This window comes from Thiobacillus sp., from assembly GCF_030696885.1.
Lineage (GTDB): Bacteria > Pseudomonadota > Gammaproteobacteria > Burkholderiales > Thiobacillaceae > Thiobacillus.
In genome coordinates, this window is record NZ_JAUYRI010000027.1 from 71,256 (window position 1) to 85,132 (window position 13,877).

Annotated in this window: 19 protein-coding genes; 13 read left to right on the plus strand and 6 right to left on the minus strand. The window is 65.3% G+C overall.

Features of this window, described 5'->3' with window-relative positions:
* The first annotated feature begins 16 nt into the window (after window positions 1-16).
* The 11 genes from Q8R61_RS12950 to Q8R61_RS13000 all read left to right on the plus strand — a co-directional run bounded on the left by Q8R61_RS12950 (window position 17) and on the right by Q8R61_RS13000 (window position 6,432).
* Complete coding sequence (locus Q8R61_RS12950; protein ID WP_305537916.1) at window positions 17-424, plus strand: YciI family protein; 408 nt, start codon at window positions 17-19, stop codon at window positions 422-424.
* Window positions 425-445: 21 nt separating this feature from the next.
* On the plus strand, window positions 446-916 hold the full coding sequence (locus Q8R61_RS12955) for a VOC family protein (protein WP_305537918.1): 471 nt from the start codon (window positions 446-448) through the stop codon (window positions 914-916).
* Window positions 917-971: 55 nt separating this feature from the next.
* Complete coding sequence (locus Q8R61_RS12960; RefSeq protein ID WP_305537920.1) at window positions 972-1,328, plus strand: YciI family protein; 357 nt, start codon at window positions 972-974, stop codon at window positions 1,326-1,328.
* Between the two features lie 15 nt (window positions 1,329-1,343).
* Complete coding sequence (locus tag Q8R61_RS12965) at window positions 1,344-1,829, plus strand: VOC family protein (RefSeq protein WP_305537922.1); 486 nt, start codon at window positions 1,344-1,346, stop codon at window positions 1,827-1,829.
* Window positions 1,830-1,878: 49 nt separating this feature from the next.
* Window positions 1,879-2,283, plus strand: coding sequence for an SRPBCC family protein (locus Q8R61_RS12970; RefSeq protein ID WP_305537924.1), 405 nt, complete (start codon window positions 1,879-1,881; stop codon window positions 2,281-2,283).
* 18 nt (window positions 2,284-2,301) lie between these two features.
* Window positions 2,302-3,414 (plus strand): sialidase family protein, encoded by a 1,113-nt coding sequence (locus tag Q8R61_RS12975; protein WP_305537926.1) that lies wholly within the window; start codon window positions 2,302-2,304, stop codon window positions 3,412-3,414.
* A gap of 43 nt (window positions 3,415-3,457) precedes the next feature.
* Window positions 3,458-3,721: a MoaD/ThiS family protein gene (locus Q8R61_RS12980; RefSeq protein WP_305537927.1), complete on the plus strand. Its 264-nt coding sequence runs from the start codon at window positions 3,458-3,460 to the stop codon at window positions 3,719-3,721.
* 174 nt (window positions 3,722-3,895) lie between these two features.
* The gene (locus Q8R61_RS12985) at window positions 3,896-4,270 is read left to right on the plus strand and encodes a YciI family protein (RefSeq protein ID WP_305537928.1); all 375 of its coding nucleotides are present in this window, start codon (window positions 3,896-3,898) and stop codon (window positions 4,268-4,270) included.
* A 107-nt stretch (window positions 4,271-4,377) separates the two neighbouring features.
* The gene (locus Q8R61_RS12990) at window positions 4,378-4,782 is read left to right on the plus strand and encodes a VOC family protein (protein WP_371133634.1); all 405 of its coding nucleotides are present in this window, start codon (window positions 4,378-4,380) and stop codon (window positions 4,780-4,782) included.
* Between the two features lies 1 nt (window position 4,783).
* Window positions 4,784-5,155 carry a DUF1428 domain-containing protein gene (locus Q8R61_RS12995; RefSeq protein ID WP_305537930.1) on the plus strand — a complete coding sequence of 124 codons (372 nt, stop codon included), beginning with the start codon at window positions 4,784-4,786 and terminating at the stop codon, window positions 5,153-5,155.
* Window positions 5,152-6,432, plus strand: coding sequence for an RNA polymerase sigma factor (locus Q8R61_RS13000; RefSeq protein WP_305537932.1), 1,281 nt, complete (start codon window positions 5,152-5,154; stop codon window positions 6,430-6,432). Before Q8R61_RS12995 ends, Q8R61_RS13000 begins: the two co-directional genes overlap by 4 nt.
* Before the next feature lie 16 nt (window positions 6,433-6,448).
* On the opposite strand, the gene Q8R61_RS13005 is transcribed toward Q8R61_RS13000, so the two are convergent.
* On the minus strand, window positions 6,449-7,459 hold the full coding sequence (locus Q8R61_RS13005; protein ID WP_305537934.1) for a GlxA family transcriptional regulator: 1,011 nt from the start codon (window positions 7,457-7,459) through the stop codon (window positions 6,449-6,451).
* A 103-nt stretch (window positions 7,460-7,562) separates the two neighbouring features.
* On the opposite strand from Q8R61_RS13005, the gene Q8R61_RS13010 reads away from it, so the two are divergent.
* Window positions 7,563-8,027: a GNAT family N-acetyltransferase gene (locus Q8R61_RS13010; protein WP_305537936.1), complete on the plus strand. Its 465-nt coding sequence runs from the start codon at window positions 7,563-7,565 to the stop codon at window positions 8,025-8,027.
* Between the two features lie 20 nt (window positions 8,028-8,047).
* Entirely contained in the window at window positions 8,048-8,995 is a 948-nt protein-coding gene (locus tag Q8R61_RS13015) for a homocysteine S-methyltransferase family protein (RefSeq protein WP_305537938.1), read from the plus strand.
* Between the two features lie 169 nt (window positions 8,996-9,164).
* Here Q8R61_RS13015 and Q8R61_RS13020 read toward each other — a convergent pair whose 3' ends face one another.
* The 5 genes from Q8R61_RS13020 to Q8R61_RS13040 all read right to left on the minus strand — a co-directional run.
* Window positions 9,165-9,947, minus strand: a complete 783-nt coding sequence (locus Q8R61_RS13020) for a peptidase (protein ID WP_305537940.1) — start codon at window positions 9,945-9,947, stop codon at window positions 9,165-9,167.
* A 71-nt stretch (window positions 9,948-10,018) separates the two neighbouring features.
* A complete protein-coding gene (locus Q8R61_RS13025; protein ID WP_305537942.1) occupies window positions 10,019-10,816 on the minus strand; it encodes an ABC transporter ATP-binding protein in 798 nt (265 codons plus the stop codon).
* Between the two features lie 89 nt (window positions 10,817-10,905).
* The gene (ntrB, locus tag Q8R61_RS13030; RefSeq protein WP_305537952.1) at window positions 10,906-11,631 is read right to left on the minus strand and encodes a nitrate ABC transporter permease; all 726 of its coding nucleotides are present in this window, start codon (window positions 11,629-11,631) and stop codon (window positions 10,906-10,908) included.
* 282 nt (window positions 11,632-11,913) lie between these two features.
* On the minus strand, window positions 11,914-13,158 hold the full coding sequence (locus tag Q8R61_RS13035) for a CmpA/NrtA family ABC transporter substrate-binding protein (protein WP_305537944.1): 1,245 nt from the start codon (window positions 13,156-13,158) through the stop codon (window positions 11,914-11,916).
* A gap of 341 nt (window positions 13,159-13,499) precedes the next feature.
* On the minus strand, window positions 13,500-13,877 hold a 378-nt coding region (locus Q8R61_RS13040), incomplete at its 5' end, for an ANTAR domain-containing response regulator (RefSeq protein WP_305537946.1).

Consider the following 13,877-nt stretch of genomic DNA (forward strand, 5'->3'; position numbering starts at 1 on the left):
TTTCCAGGAGACCCGCATGCGCTACATGATCATCGTCAAGGCAACCGCCGAATCCGAGGCCGAAACCACGCCGGTGCCCGATGCCGGGCTGCTGGCCGAGATGCTCGACTACCATGAGCAGTTGATGAAGGCCGGCGCCCTGCTTGACGGTTCCGGCCTCAGGCCGAGTTCCCAGGGGTGGCGCATCCAGTACGTGGGCGACACACGCACCGTGATCGACGGCCCGTTTGCCGAAACGAAAGAGCTGATCGCCGGCTATACCCTGATCCAGGTCAATTCGCGCGAGGAGGCGATGGAGTGGGCGCGGCGCTTCCCCAATCCGGCCGGGCGCGGCAAACCGGCTGAAATCGAGGTGCGGCCGCTGTACGAGCTCGACGACTTTGCGCCGTCGCCGGAGATCGACCGCATGCGCGACATCTTCTGACCCTGCCCTAGGAGCCTTGCCATGAACGCCACCGTCCAGCCCATTCCAGAAGGCATGCACAGCCTCACCCCCCATATCGTTTGCCGCGATGCCCCCGCAGCGATAGATTTCTACCTTCGCGCCTTTGGCGCCCGCGAGGGCGACCGTCTGGCCGGCCCGGACGGCAAGCTGATGCACGGCCTGATATGGATCGGCAATTCCGCGCTGATGCTGGTCGACGAAAACTCCGAATGGGGCATGCAAAGCCCCCTGTCGCTCAAGGGCACGCCGGTCGTCCTGCATCTGTATGTGGAAGACGTCGATGCCGCCCTGGCGCGGGCAGTCGAGGCCGGCGCCACGCTGACGATGGCCGCCGCCGACATGTTCTGGGGCGACCGCTACGGCCAGGTGCGCGATCCGTTCGGCCACCAGTGGTCGATCGCGACGCATCTCCGCGACGTCTCGCCTGCGGATATTGAGGCCGCCTCGAAAACGGGCTGTATGGGCGTCTGAGGCCCGGACGCCGATGTGGTGGATCGCTCTGAATCAAGCCAAACAGGAGATATGCATGCGTTACCTATTGCTCGTCGTCGAACCGCGCGGCCAGCGTGATACCCGCAGCGAAGATGAGGGGCGCGCGCTCTACGCCGAAATGGTCGAATTTGGCCAAGGGCTCGCCGCGCGCGGGCAGTTGCTGGCCAGCGAATCGCTGCGCCCCGATGACCACGGCGTGCGCATCCAGCGGCGCGGCGAACAGGCCAGCCTGATCGACGGCCCCTTCGCCGAGGCGCGCGAAATGGTCGGCGGTTTTTTCCTGATCGAGTGTGACAGCCGCGACGAAGCCGTGCGGATCGCACAGGGCTGTCCCGCCGCGCGCTTTGCCACCGTCGAAGTGCGTGAGTGTGCGCCGTGCTATGTGCAGTGAAACGAGAGACATGTCATGACGAATATCGCCAGGAACACCATTTGCCTTTGGTTCGACGGGACCGCAGAAGAGGCGGCACGGTTTTACGCCGCAACCTTTCCGGACTCGTCGGTCGGCGCGGTGTATCGCGCACCGGGCGACTTCCCCTCCGGGAAGGCAGGGGATGTGTTGACGGTCAGTTTCACCGTGATGGGCATTCCGTGCCTCGGGCTCAACGGAGGCCCCGCGTTCAGCCACAGCGAAGCGTTCTCGTTTCAGATCGCAACCGCTGACCAGGCCGAAACGGACCGCTACTGGAACGCGATCGTCGGCAATGGCGGCGCGGAGAGCGCGTGCGGCTGGTGCAAGGACAAATGGGGATTGTCCTGGCAGATCACGCCGCGGGCGCTGATGGAGGCGATCGCCGACCCCGATCCTGCTGCCGCCAAACGCGCGTTCGATTCGATGATGACGATGCGAAAGATCGACATCGCGACGATCGAGGCGGCGCGCCGTGGCTGAGATGTCCGGATTCGCGCCGAGCCGCGAAATCATCCCTGAGGAGCCCTTCATGAAAGTGACCGTTGAAACTACCGTGGCCGCGCCGGTCGATGCTGTCTGGCGCGCCTACACTACCCCCGAGGCCATCGTGCAGTGGAACGCCGCCTCGGACGACTGGCACACCACTGCTGCCAGCGTGGACCTGCGCGAAGGTGGTGCCTTCTCCTCGCGCATGGAAGCAAAGGACGGCAGCGAAGGCTTCGATTTCGCCGGGACCTACACCCGCATCGTGCCCGAGCGCCTGATCGAATACGCCTTCGGCGATCGCAACGCGCGGGTCGAGTTCGACCCGGTCGGCGAGGCCGTGCGCGTGCGCGTCAGCTTCGACGCCGAGACCACCTACCCGGTCGAGACCCAGCGTGCGGGCTGGCAGGCCATCCTCGACAATTTCGCGCGCCACGTGATGGCGCGCTGACGCAACAAGGAGCGATTCATGAGCCGTATCCGTGTGCTGGTGGGAACGCGCAAGGGCGCGTTCATCCTGACGTCCGACGTGGTGCGCCGCGACTGGCAGGTGAGCGGGCCGCATTTCGGCGGCTGGGAAATCTTTCATATCGCCGGCTCGCCGGCCAACCCCGACCGGCTCTACGCCTCGCAGACCAGCAGCTGGTTCGGCCAGGTGATCCAGCGCTCCGACGACGGCGGCGCGACCTGGAACCCGGTTGGCAACGATTTTAGTTACGCCGGCGACCCGGGCGCGCACCTGCATTACGACGGCACGCCGAAACCGTGGGCGTTCAAGCGTGTGTGGCATCTGGAACCCTCGCTGACCGACCCCGACACGGTCTACGCCGGGGTCGAGGACGCCGCGCTGTTCCGCTCCACCGACGGCGGGCAGACCTGGCAGGAGCTGCCCGGCCTGCGCGAGCAACAGGGCGCGAAATGGATGCCGGGCGCCGGCGGCATGTGCCTGCACACCATCCTGCTCGATCCGGCGAACCCGGCGCGGATGTATGTCGCCATCTCGGCGGCCGGCGCGTTCCGCAGCGACGACGGCGGCGTTTCGTGGAAGCCGGTCAACCGCGGCCTGCATTCGCAATACATCCCCGATCCGGAAGCCGAAGTAGGACACTGCGTGCACCGCATCGCGATGCATCCCGCCCGGCCCGAGACGCTCTTCATGCAGAAGCACTGGGACGTGATGCGCAGCGACGATGCCGGCGAGTCGTGGTTCGAGGTCAGCGGAAATCTGCCCAGCGATTTTGGCTTCGCGATGGCAGTGCATGCCCACGAGCCGGACACCGTCTACGTCGTGCCGATCAAGAGCGACTCGGAACATTACCCGCCCGAGGGCAAGCTGCGCGTCTACCGCAGCACGGCGGGCGGCAATGCCTGGGACGCGCTGACCGATGGCCTGCCGCAGGAACACTGCTATGTGAACGTGCTGCGCGACGCGATGGCGGTCGACGCACTCGATCCCTGCGGCGTGTATTTCGGCACCACCGGCGGCCAGGTCTACGTCTCGCCGGACGCGGGCAACCACTGGCAGGCGATCGTGCGCGACCTGCCGGCCGTGCTCTCGGTCAGCGTGCAGACGCTGTCCTGACATGGCTACCGTCCGCGTCGTGCTGCCGTATCACCTCTACACCTTGGCGCGGTGCAGCACCACCGAGGTCGAGCTCGAGCTCGCCGGCCCGGTCACGCTCGCCGCGGTGCTCGATGCGCTCGAAGCGGCTTACCCCATGCTTGTCGGCGCAGTGCGCGACCGTGCCACCGGCCGGCGCCGCCCGCTGGTGCGCTTCTACGCCTGCCAGGACGATCTCTCGAACACCGCGCCCGACGCGCCGTTGCCCGACGCCGTCGCCGCCGGCCGTGAGCCGCTGATCATCGTCGGTGCTATTGCGGGTGGCTGAAGCGCCAGAGCAATGCAACACACGGAAAATTCATCTCTCGTTGTCGAATTCGCCTGCTTCCGTGCGTCGTGAAGATGAGTCCGGAGAGTCCGGGCAACGCAGGAGACATCCATGCGGATGAAAAAATCGCCATCGCCGCGCTCGAACGCGCGCCAGAAGCTTGAGGAGAGCACCATGAAATTCATTTGCCTGATTTGCGCCGAACAGATGATGGAACATCTCGAACCCGCCGACGCGGCGGGGCATTTCGCCGAGTACGCCGCGTTCACCGAGGCGATCAAGCGCGAGGGCCATTTCGTTTCCGGCAACCGCCTGACCCCGCCGGACACGGCAAAAACCGTGCGTGTGCGCGATGGCCAGGCGCACGTCACCGACGGGCCCTTCGCCGATACGCGGGAAATGCTCGGCGGCTACTACCTGATCGAAGCGCCGGACATGGACACGGCGCTTGAAATCGCCGCCCGCATCCCCGGCGCGCAGCGCGGCTGCGTGGAAGTGAGGCCGATCGCGGAGGATGCGCCGACGCGCGCGCTGGGTTTGGGTAATTGACGCCCCCTGAGTCTTGATCCCAACGTGAACATGGATGAGATTGAAAAGCGGGATTTCAAAACGGGCCTCGCCGCACTCAAGCCGCAGGCCGTGAAAGGAGACTGAACATGATGGTCAAGCAAATCTTCGTCAACCTGCCGGTGGCCGACCTGAAGGCATCCATCGCCTTTTTCACCCGGCTGGGCTTCACCTTCAATCCGCAGTTCACCGATGAGACCGGTACCTGCATGATCGTCGGCGAGAACATCTTCGCGATGCTGCTCGCGCGCGAACGCTTTGCCGGCTTTGCGCCGCATCCGCCCGCCGATGCGCGCGCCGCCACCGAGGTGCTGCTGGCCCTGCCGCTCGACAGCCGGGAAGCGGTGGACGCGATGGTGCGCGAAGCGGTCGCTGCCGGCGGCAATACCTACAGCGCGCCGCAGGATCACGGCTTCATGTATCAGCACGGTTTTCAGGACCTGGACGGACACGTCTGGGAGGTGTTCCAGATGAATCCGCAGAAAGGAGACTGACATGGCCTATGTCGATGGCTACGTCGTGCCCGTGCCGCTGGCACATCTCGCCGCGTATCGCCGCCTCGCGCGCAAGGGGGGCAAGATCTGGATCGAACACGGCGCGCTCGAATTCCACGAGTGCGCCGCCGACGACGTCCAGCCCGGCAAGCACACCTCGTTCCCGCAGGCGGTGAAGCTGAAGCCCGGCGAGACCGTGGTGTTTTCGTGGATCGTCTTCAGGTCGCGCAAGGACCGCGACCGGGTGAATGCGAACGTGATGATCGATCCACGCATGGCTTCGATGGTGAACGCCGACCCCAAGGACTGGCCCTTCGACGGCAAGCGCATGTTCTGGGGCGGCTTCAAGCCCATGGTCAGCCTCGTGCGATGACGGCATCGGCCGGCGGGATCGCCGACACGCTGGCGGCGATCTGGCATATCGAATCGGCGCGCGTGGTGGCGAGCGTCGCGCGGCTCACGCGCGATCTCGGCCTGGCCGAGGAGTGCGCGCAGGATGCGCTGGTCGCAGCGCTGGAACACTGGCCGGCCGAAGGCATGCCGGACAATCCCGCCGCCTGGCTGACCACGTCGGCGAAGCGACGCGCACTCGACGTGCTGCGCCATCGCACCCAGGCGGCCCCCAAGCACGCCGAGCTCGCCGTCGAACTCGACACGCAGCATGCGATCCGCGAAGCCGATTTCGCCGCGGCGGTCGACGCCGCGCTCGATGACGACATCGGCGATGATCTGCTCGCGCTGGTCTTCACCGCCTGCCACCCGCTGCTCTCGGCCGAGGCACGCGCGGCGCTGACCCTGAAGGTCGTCGGCGGCCTGTCGGTGGAGGAAATCGCGCGCGCCTACCTGAAGCCCGCCGCCACCATCGCGCAGCGCATCGTGCGCGCCAAGCGCAGCCTGGCGGAAGCGCGCGTGCCCTTCGAGACGCCGCGCGGCGCGGAATTGCATGCGCGCCTGCCGTCGGTTCTGGAAGTGCTCTACCTGATCTTCAACGAAGGCTATGCCGCCACCGCCGGCGATGACTGGATGCGGCCCAGCCTGTGCGAGGAGGCGCAGCGGCTGGGCCGCGTGCTTGCCAGCCGCCTGCCGGACGAGGCCGAAGTGCAGGGCCTGCTGGCCTTGATGGAAATCCAGGCGTCGCGGCTCGGCGCGCGCGTCGATGCATCGGGTCAGCCGGTCCTGCTGCTGGAGCAGGACCGGGCCCGCTGGGACCGGCTGCTGATCCGTCGCGGGCTGGCGGCGCTGGAACGCGCACAGGCCCTACCGGGCCCGCTCGGTGCCTACACCCTGCAGGCTGCGATCGCCGCCTGCCACGCTCGCGCGTCGGTTGCCGCCGAGACCGACTGGGCGCGCATTGCCGCGCTCTACGACGCGCTGGCGCAGGTCGCGCCGTCACCGGTGGTGGCGCTCAACCGTGCCGTCGCCGTCGGCATGGCCTTCGGTCCGGCGGCGGGACTGGAACTGGTCGAAGCGCTCGCCGCCGAGCCCGCGCTCCAGGCCTACCACCTGCTGCCGGCGGTGCGCGGCGATTTGCTGGCGAAGCTCGACCGGGTCGAGGAGGCGCGTGCCGAATTCGCGCGCGCCGCGCAGCTGGCGCAGAACGCGCGGGAGCGGGCTTTATTGCTGGCACGAGCGGCGAAAATCGGGAAGTAAGTGAGCCAGGCCCTGCTCACCCTAGCGCGCGCCGCATCGTCTGGAAGCGCCGGCGATACTGCGACGGCGTGAGTTGCACCGCACGCCGGAACAGGCGCCCGAAAAACGCCGCGTCCTCGTAGCCGACTTCCTGTGCGATCGCCTCCACCGGCGCGTCGCCGGCTTCGAGCATCTGCTTCGCCTCCTCGATGCGCAGGGTATGCACGTAATCGAGCGGCGTCATGCCGGTGGCCTGCTGGAAGCGCCGCTTGAACGTGCGCTCGGCCAAGCCCGACAGCTTCACCATCGCCGCGACCGGGGCGGGTTCCATGTAGTGGTCGGCAATCCAGGTCTGGCAGCGCGCAATCTCTGCGTCGTCCACCTGCCGCGTGCGCGCCAGGCGGGCGAACGGCTGCTGGCCCACGCTATGCCAGTCGATGAGGTTGAGCCGCGCGACCTGCATCGCGGCTTCCACGCCCGCCAGCCGCGCGATGAGATACAGCGCGAGGTCGAGCCAGGTGCTGCCGCCGCCGGCCATGACCAGCCGGCCGCCCTCACCGGCGACGACCAGCGCGCGCTGGCCCCGCACTTTCACGCCGGGGTAGTCGCGCGCGAGCACATCGCACCAGGCCCAGTGCGTGGTCGCCTCGCAGTCCGTGAGCAGTCCCGCCTCGGCGAGCAGCATCGCCCCGGAACAGGCGGTGGCGAGCGTGGCACCGGACTCAAAACGCCCGCGCAGCCAGGCGATCTCGGGGGCGAAGCGATCGGCCAGCGGCGTGCCGGGCGGCAGGTTCACCTCCGGCACGCAGATGACCTCGACCGGCGGACAGTCCGCGAGCGAAACACCTGCCACGATCGGCACATCGTTGCCGACGACCACCGTGCCCGCTTCGCGTGCGACGAGCAGTGGGCTCAACAACTGCGGCCCCGCCACGCCGTCGACGATCACGCCCCAGTCGCGCCCCGCGCTGGCGACCAGATCGATCATGCCGTAGACCACCGACGCGGAGGTTTCAGGGAACACCAGAAATGCAACGTGTGCGGTCATGGCCGATTCGTCAGGTTCCTTGCCGGAATGGCTTGAGTGTTGAATGTCTGCCGGACGTATTGTGCAGTCATCGTCACTTCCGCAAAAGCCACCGGTCGCACTTATGTCCCGTCCCCGCCTCAGCCTGCGTCCCATCGACGCCGACAACCTCAACGCCATCCTCGCGCTTGCGGTCGCCCCCGGGCAGACGCATCAGGTCGCGTCAAACGCCGTCTCGCTCGCCGAGGCACGGGTTCACCCGGAGGCCTGGTATCGCGCGATATACGCCGACGAAACCGCTGTCGGCTTCGTGATGCTGGAAGACAGCAGGCGCCTGCAAACCCCTCCCGCAGACGCCTACCTTGCTATCTGGCGGCTCATGATCGATGCCTGCCGCCAGCGGCGCGGTTATGGCGGATGGGCTGTCGAACAACTGATCCGGTATGCCCGCAGCCACCCTGAAATCAAGTCTCTGCTCGTATCGTGCGTGCCGGGACCACTCAGCCCCGAAGCATTCTATCGCCGCTTCGGCTTCATCCCGACCGGCGAAATACTCGACGGAGAAACCGTGTTTCGCCTGCCGCTTTGAAACAACCCAAGGAGACCACCATGAACCCCAACCGCCGCACCGTGCCGCAACTCGCCGACCGCCCCTTTCTCACCGACAGTGGGCTGGAAACCACGCTCATCTTCCACGACGGGCTCGACCTGCCGTGCTTCGCTTCCTTCGTCCTGCTCGATACCGAAGCCGGGCGGGCACGCCTGTGGCGCTACTATGCCGAGCATGTTCAACTCGCCCTCGACGCGCAGATCGGCATCGTGTTGGAAACGACCACGTGGCGCGCCAATCCCGATTGGGGCGCGAAACTCGGCTACGATGCTGCGCAACTCGCCGCGTTCAACCGTGCGGCGGTGGCGCAACTGGTCGAACTGCGCGCCGCGATGCAGACGCCGGCCACCCCCATCGTGATTTCCGGCAATCTTGGCCCGCGCGGAGACGGCTATCGCGTCGACGCCCGCATGAGCGTCGAAAAAGCGCGCGTCTACCACGCACCGCAAGTTGAAACCTTAGCCGACACCGAGGCCGACCTGGTGTCGGTATTCACCATGAACTACGTCGAGGAAGCCATCGGTGTCGTGCTCGCCGCGCGCGCGTTCGCGATGCCTGTCGTCGTCTCGTTCACCGTCGAGACCGACGGGCGGCTGCCGTCCGGCATGACGCTCGCCGAGGCGATCCGCTCGACTGATGACGCTACCGGCGGCTACCCGGCTTACTATATGCTCAATTGCGCCCACCCCAGTCACTTCGCCCACCTCTTCGACGGCGGCGAGTGGCAGGCGCGGCTACGCGGCGTGCGCGCCAACGCCTCCAAGCGCAGCCACGCCGAGCTCGACGAAGCGACCGAGATTGACATCGGGGATATTGCCGAACTCGCGCAGGGCTACCGCCAACTGGCCGGGCATCTGCCGTCGCTCGCCGTCGTCGGCGGCTGCTGCGGCACCGACTGCCGGCATGTCGCGGCGATCCGCGACGCGCTGCTGGCGCGCACGGCGTGAGTGTCGATCTCCACGACGGTTGCTGGCTCGGGCGCCGGGGGTGGAGGTCGAGGTGAACGGGAAACCGTGAGGGGCTGGGAGCAGGGGGTAGGATCTAGGATCTAGGGTACGAGCGGCCTGCGGCCGCGCCTTCCCCGGCCCCCTAAATCCTAGCCCCGAGCCCCTAACCTCACCCCTGCATCTGCCCGCCGGTGCTCGCCGCCACCACCTGCAACGGCTGCGGCTGGTTTTCCCATTCGAACGGCGGCAGGTTGTTGAGCGCCTGGCGCAGGCCTTCGTTCCAGGCGTCGCCCAGCGCGCGATAGTAGGGGTGGTCTTCCTGGAACAGCAGACGGCGTCCGCCGTCGAGCATGTCGGCAGAATAGATCAGCAGCTCGACCGGGGGGCCGACGGTGAGGTTGGAGCGGATGGTTGAGTTGATCGACACCAGCGCGCAGCGCGCCGCCTGTTCCAGCGGGGTGTCAGCACGGATGACGCGGTCGAGAATCGGCTTGCCGTATTTGGTTTCGCCGATCTGCAGGAAGGGGTGGGCCGCCGATTCGTGGATGTGGTTGCCCTGCGGATAGATCATGTAGATCTCGGGCGCATGCCCGGTAATCTGGCCACCGAAGATGAAAGTGGCCTCGAAATTGGTGCTGGCCGTGTCGCGCACCGCCTGGTTGCGCTGCACCTCGGCCGAGATCGAGCCGACGTAATCGACGGCGTCGCTCATCGACGCGACGGTATTCAGGCACGGCAGGTTGCCGAGCTGGCAGTCGTCGCGCATCCGCTTCACCACCGCCTGGGTGGTGGCAAGGTTGCCCGCCGCCAGCAGGACGAACATGCGATTTCCGGGCTGCACGAAGGTGTGCATCTTGGAATAGGTGCTGACGTGGTCGATGCCCGCATTGGTCAGCGAGTCGGAAGCGAAAACCAGCCCGCTGTCGGTCTTGATGGCGACGCAGTAAGTCATAAGTCGAGAAATCCGTTAGTTGGGTACCATCCTGCCTGCTTTCGGATCTCGACTCAAGCCTTGCGCGTGGCTCAGGCTGCCTCTTTGGGCCGCATCTGCCGGCTGTAGAGGAATTCCAGCACCTGGCTGCGCAATTCGTGATACTTCGGATCGTGTGCCAGTTGCAGGCGATCGCGCGGACGCGGCAGGTCGATGCTGAGCACTTCGCCGATGGTGGCGGACGGACCATTGGTCATCATCACGATGCGGTCGCTCAACAGCACGGCCTCGTCGACGTCGTGGGTGACCATGATGACCGTGCTCTGGGTCGCGGCGACGATCTTCATCAGCTCGTCCTGCAGGTGGGCGCGGGTCAAAGCATCCAGCGCGCCAAAGGGCTCGTCCAGCAGCAGCACTTTCGGTTCCATCGCCAGCGCGCGGGCGATGCCGACGCGCTGCTTCATGCCGCCGGAAATTTCGCCCGGCAGCTTGCCGGCGGCGTGGGTCAGGCCCACGAGTTCGAGCACGGCGGCAGTGCGCGCCTTCATCTGCTTCTTCGACTCGCTGCCGCCGAAGACTTTTTCCACCGCGAGGTAGACGTTCTCGAACGCGGTGAGCCAGGGCAGCAGCGAATGGTTCTGGAACACCACTCCGCGCTCGGGGCCCGGTCCCTTGATTTCCTTATTGGCGAGCAGCAGCACACCATCGGTGGCGTCGAGCAGGCCGGCCACCAGGTTGAGCAGCGTCGACTTGCCGCAGCCCGAGTGGCCGATCAGCGCGACGAATTGCCCCTGGTCGATGTGGAGGTCGATGCCGGTGAGTGCGGTGAACTTGCCCTTCTTGGTGTTGAAGGTCATGCCGGCGTTTTCGATCTGGACGTAGGATTGCATTTTGAATTCTCCTTGGGATCTAGGGGCTAGGATTTAGGATCTAGGGGCGGTGCGGCTTCGCCGCGCCACATTCCCTAACCCCTAGCTCCTCACTCGTAACTAAACCGTTTCGCAATCAGCATCAGCATCTGCTCAAGCAGCAGGCCGACAATGCCGACGACGAAGATGGCGATGATGATGTGAGCGACGTTGAGGTTGTTCCATTCGTCCCACACCCAGAAGCCGATGCCGACGCCGCCAGTGAGCATTTCTGCGGCGACGATCACCAGCCAGGCGACGCCGATGGCGAGGCGCACGCCGGTGAGCACATAAGGCAGCACCGCCGGGAACAGGATCTTGGTGACGATCTTCCACTCGCTGAGGTTGAGCACGCGCGCCACATTCATGTAGTCCTGCGGCACGCGCTGTACGCCGACCGCAGTGTTGATGATCATGGGCCAGATCGAGCAGATGAAGATGGTCCAGATGGCGGCCGGGTCGGCGCCCTTGAACACCAGCAGGCCAATCGGCAGCCAGGCCAGCGGCGACACCGGGCGCAGCAGGCTGATCAGCGGGTTGAACATGCGGCTCAAGAAAGTGAAACGGCCGATCAGGAAACCGGCCGGAATTCCGACCGCAGCGGCCAGGCCAAAGCCCACGGCCACGCGCTTGAGCGAGGACAGGATGTTCCAGCCTATGCCCTGGTCGTTGGGCCCCTTGCTGTAAAACGGATCGCTGAAGATCACCGCGGCTTGCGCCAGCGTGTCCTGGGGCGAGGGGATGCTGGCGCCCGTGCCCCGCGACACCAGCTCCCAGACCAGCGCCAGCAGGCCCATGCCCAGCAGCGGCGGCAAGATGCGCTGCCAGATGAAGGAGGCATCCCACGGCCGCCGCACGGCCGGGGTTGCGGTCTCATTTTTTAAGCTTTTAAGGCCTGTAGCCCCCGTATTTACTGGGGTGGCAGCTATCAAAGGCGTAGCATTTTCTTCTCGGCTCCTTTCGCCGCCGGGCGCTGGTGGCGCGCTGGCCTCGAGCGGGCTGTGAAATACGGCACTGACCATGGCATCACCTCTTCAATTGGGTATTCAATGAATCTGCAATCAAGCTCGAACGTCTGTTCAGACGCGAATCTTGAAGCTGTCGGCGTACTTTTTCGGGTCCTTGCCGTCCCAGACCGTGCCGTCCATCAGTTTGCTGCTGCGCATCACGTCTTTGGGTACGCTGACCTTGGCGGCGGTGGCGGCTTGCTTGTAGAGGTCGATCTGGTTGATCTGCTTGGCAATGCCGAGGTAGTCGGGGTGGTCCTTGATCAGGCCCCAGCGCTTGTGCTGCGTCAAAAACCACATGCCGTCAGACAGGTAGGGAAAGTTGACGGCGCCGTCGTTGAAGAACTTCATGTAGTTCGGGTCGTCCCAGGTCTTGCCCAGCCCGTTCTGGTAGCGGCCCATGATGCGCTGGTTGATGGCGTCCACGCTGGTGTTGACATAGGACTTGTCGGCCACCGTTTCGGCCATCTTGTTCTTGTTGGCCAGGCTGGCGTCAATCCACCGGCCGGCTTCCAGAATGGCGGCCGTCACGGCGCGCGCGGTGTTGGGGTACTGTTTGACGAAGTCGGCGGTGGTGCCCAGCACCTTTTCGGGATGGTCTTTCCAGATGTCCTGCGTCGTGGTGGCCGTGATGCCGATGCCGTCCATGATGGCGCGGTGGCCCCAGGGTTCACCGACGCAAAAACCGTCCATGCTGCCCACGCGCATGTTGGCCACCATTTGCGGCGGCGGCACCACGATGGCCCGGGCGTCCTTGAACGGGTTGATGCCCGCGCTGGCCAGCCAGTAGTACAGCCACATGGCGTGGGTGCCGGTCGGGAAGGTCTGGGCAAAGGTGTAGTCGCGCTTTTCGCTGGCCATCAGCCTGGCCAGGCTGGGGCCGTCGATCGCGCCCTTGTCGGCGAGCTTTTTGGACAGCGTGATGGCTTGGCCGTTGTTGTTCAGGCTCATCAGCACGGCCATGTCTTTTTTCGGGCCGGCCGTGCCCATGTGCACGCCGTAGACCAGGCCGTACAGGACATGGGCAAAGTCGAGCTCGCCATTGACCAGTTTGTCGCGCACACCGGCCCAGCTGGCCTCCTTGGTCGGAATGATCTTGACGCCGTATTTCTGGTCAATGCCCAGCACCGAGGCCATCACCACTGACGCGCAATCGGTCAGCGGGATAAAGCCAATCCTGACTTCCTTTTTCTCCGGCGCGTCCGAGCCCTGGGCGTAGACCGCAGCGCGCAATGCCGGGCTGATGCCGACCGCGCCAACGGTGGCCGCTTGCAATACGGTGCGGCGATTCAGTGAAGTTTTCAGTAGATCAGTCATGGCGGCAACTCCAAAAAATTAAAAAAACAAAACAAAAAAGGCGCTCGACCCGGGCCGCCACACGGGGGTGACTGCAGGGTGCGAACGCCTTTGTTCTTTGGAGGTCAACCCGCTTCGCCGTTGAAGGAATTGACCGTACGGTTCACTTAACGCAAAACCTGTGCCAGCCTGTTGCTGGGGCTTGGAAGGACTGGAAATATCGATCAAATAGTGCAATAGCCCAATAGCAGTGGGCGTAAGCAGCTATTTAGTTGGTAGTGGATTGAATCGTTTGGTGGGCTTGCACCGAGTTTGTGCGGCGCACCATTCTGGTATTCAGGGTGGTTTGCACGCCATCCGCTTCAGCCCAGCAGGTCGGCGGCGTCCAGCATGCGCTGCGCCACCTCGGCCAGGCGCAGGCCCTTGTCCATGGCGGCCTTGCGAAGTTTTTCATAGGCAAGCTGCTCCGAAAGGCCGAGGCGCTGCATCAGCAGCCCCTTGGCCCGGTCAATCACCTTGCGTTCCTGCAGCTCGGTCCGGACGTCGGCCAGTTCGCGGCGCAGCCCCTGCTCGTGATGGAAGCGGGCCATTGCCACATCCAGAATCGGGCGTATGCGCGCGGGCGCCAGGCCGGCCACGATATAGGCCGAAACACCCGCCGCCACCGCGTCCTTGACGTGGCGGGTGTCGTCGTCGTTGGTGAACAGCACGATGGGGCGCGGCAAGTCGCGCGTGGCCAT

Excerpts from the sequence above, each read along its gene's own strand:
- Q8R61_RS12950 (WP_305537916.1), top strand. The coding sequence starts at position 17 with ATGCGCTACATGATCATCGTCAAGGCAACCGCCGAATCCGAGGCCGAA.
- Q8R61_RS12955 (WP_305537918.1), top strand. The coding sequence starts at position 446 with ATGAACGCCACCGTCCAGCCCATTCCAGAAGGCATGCACAGCCTCACC.
- Q8R61_RS12960 (WP_305537920.1), top strand. The coding sequence starts at position 972 with ATGCGTTACCTATTGCTCGTCGTCGAACCGCGCGGCCAGCGTGATACC.
- Q8R61_RS12965 (WP_305537922.1), top strand. The coding sequence starts at position 1,344 with ATGACGAATATCGCCAGGAACACCATTTGCCTTTGGTTCGACGGGACC.
- Q8R61_RS12970 (WP_305537924.1), top strand. The coding sequence starts at position 1,879 with ATGAAAGTGACCGTTGAAACTACCGTGGCCGCGCCGGTCGATGCTGTC.
- Q8R61_RS12975 (WP_305537926.1), top strand. The coding sequence starts at position 2,302 with ATGAGCCGTATCCGTGTGCTGGTGGGAACGCGCAAGGGCGCGTTCATC.
- Q8R61_RS12985 (WP_305537928.1), top strand. The coding sequence starts at position 3,896 with ATGAAATTCATTTGCCTGATTTGCGCCGAACAGATGATGGAACATCTC.
- Q8R61_RS12990 (WP_371133634.1), top strand. The coding sequence starts at position 4,378 with ATGATGGTCAAGCAAATCTTCGTCAACCTGCCGGTGGCCGACCTGAAG.
- Q8R61_RS12995 (WP_305537930.1), top strand. The coding sequence starts at position 4,784 with ATGGCCTATGTCGATGGCTACGTCGTGCCCGTGCCGCTGGCACATCTC.
- Q8R61_RS13000 (WP_305537932.1), top strand. The coding sequence starts at position 5,152 with ATGACGGCATCGGCCGGCGGGATCGCCGACACGCTGGCGGCGATCTGG.
- Q8R61_RS13005 (WP_305537934.1), bottom strand. The coding sequence starts at position 7,459 with ATGACCGCACACGTTGCATTTCTGGTGTTCCCTGAAACCTCCGCGTCG.
- Q8R61_RS13010 (WP_305537936.1), top strand. The coding sequence starts at position 7,563 with ATGTCCCGTCCCCGCCTCAGCCTGCGTCCCATCGACGCCGACAACCTC.
- Q8R61_RS13015 (WP_305537938.1), top strand. The coding sequence starts at position 8,048 with ATGAACCCCAACCGCCGCACCGTGCCGCAACTCGCCGACCGCCCCTTT.
- Q8R61_RS13020 (WP_305537940.1), bottom strand. The coding sequence starts at position 9,947 with ATGACTTACTGCGTCGCCATCAAGACCGACAGCGGGCTGGTTTTCGCT.
- Q8R61_RS13025 (WP_305537942.1), bottom strand. The coding sequence starts at position 10,816 with ATGCAATCCTACGTCCAGATCGAAAACGCCGGCATGACCTTCAACACC.
- ntrB (WP_305537952.1), bottom strand. The coding sequence starts at position 11,631 with ATGGGCCTGCTGGCGCTGGTCTGGGAGCTGGTGTCGCGGGGCACGGGC.
- Q8R61_RS13035 (WP_305537944.1), bottom strand. The coding sequence starts at position 13,158 with ATGACTGATCTACTGAAAACTTCACTGAATCGCCGCACCGTATTGCAA.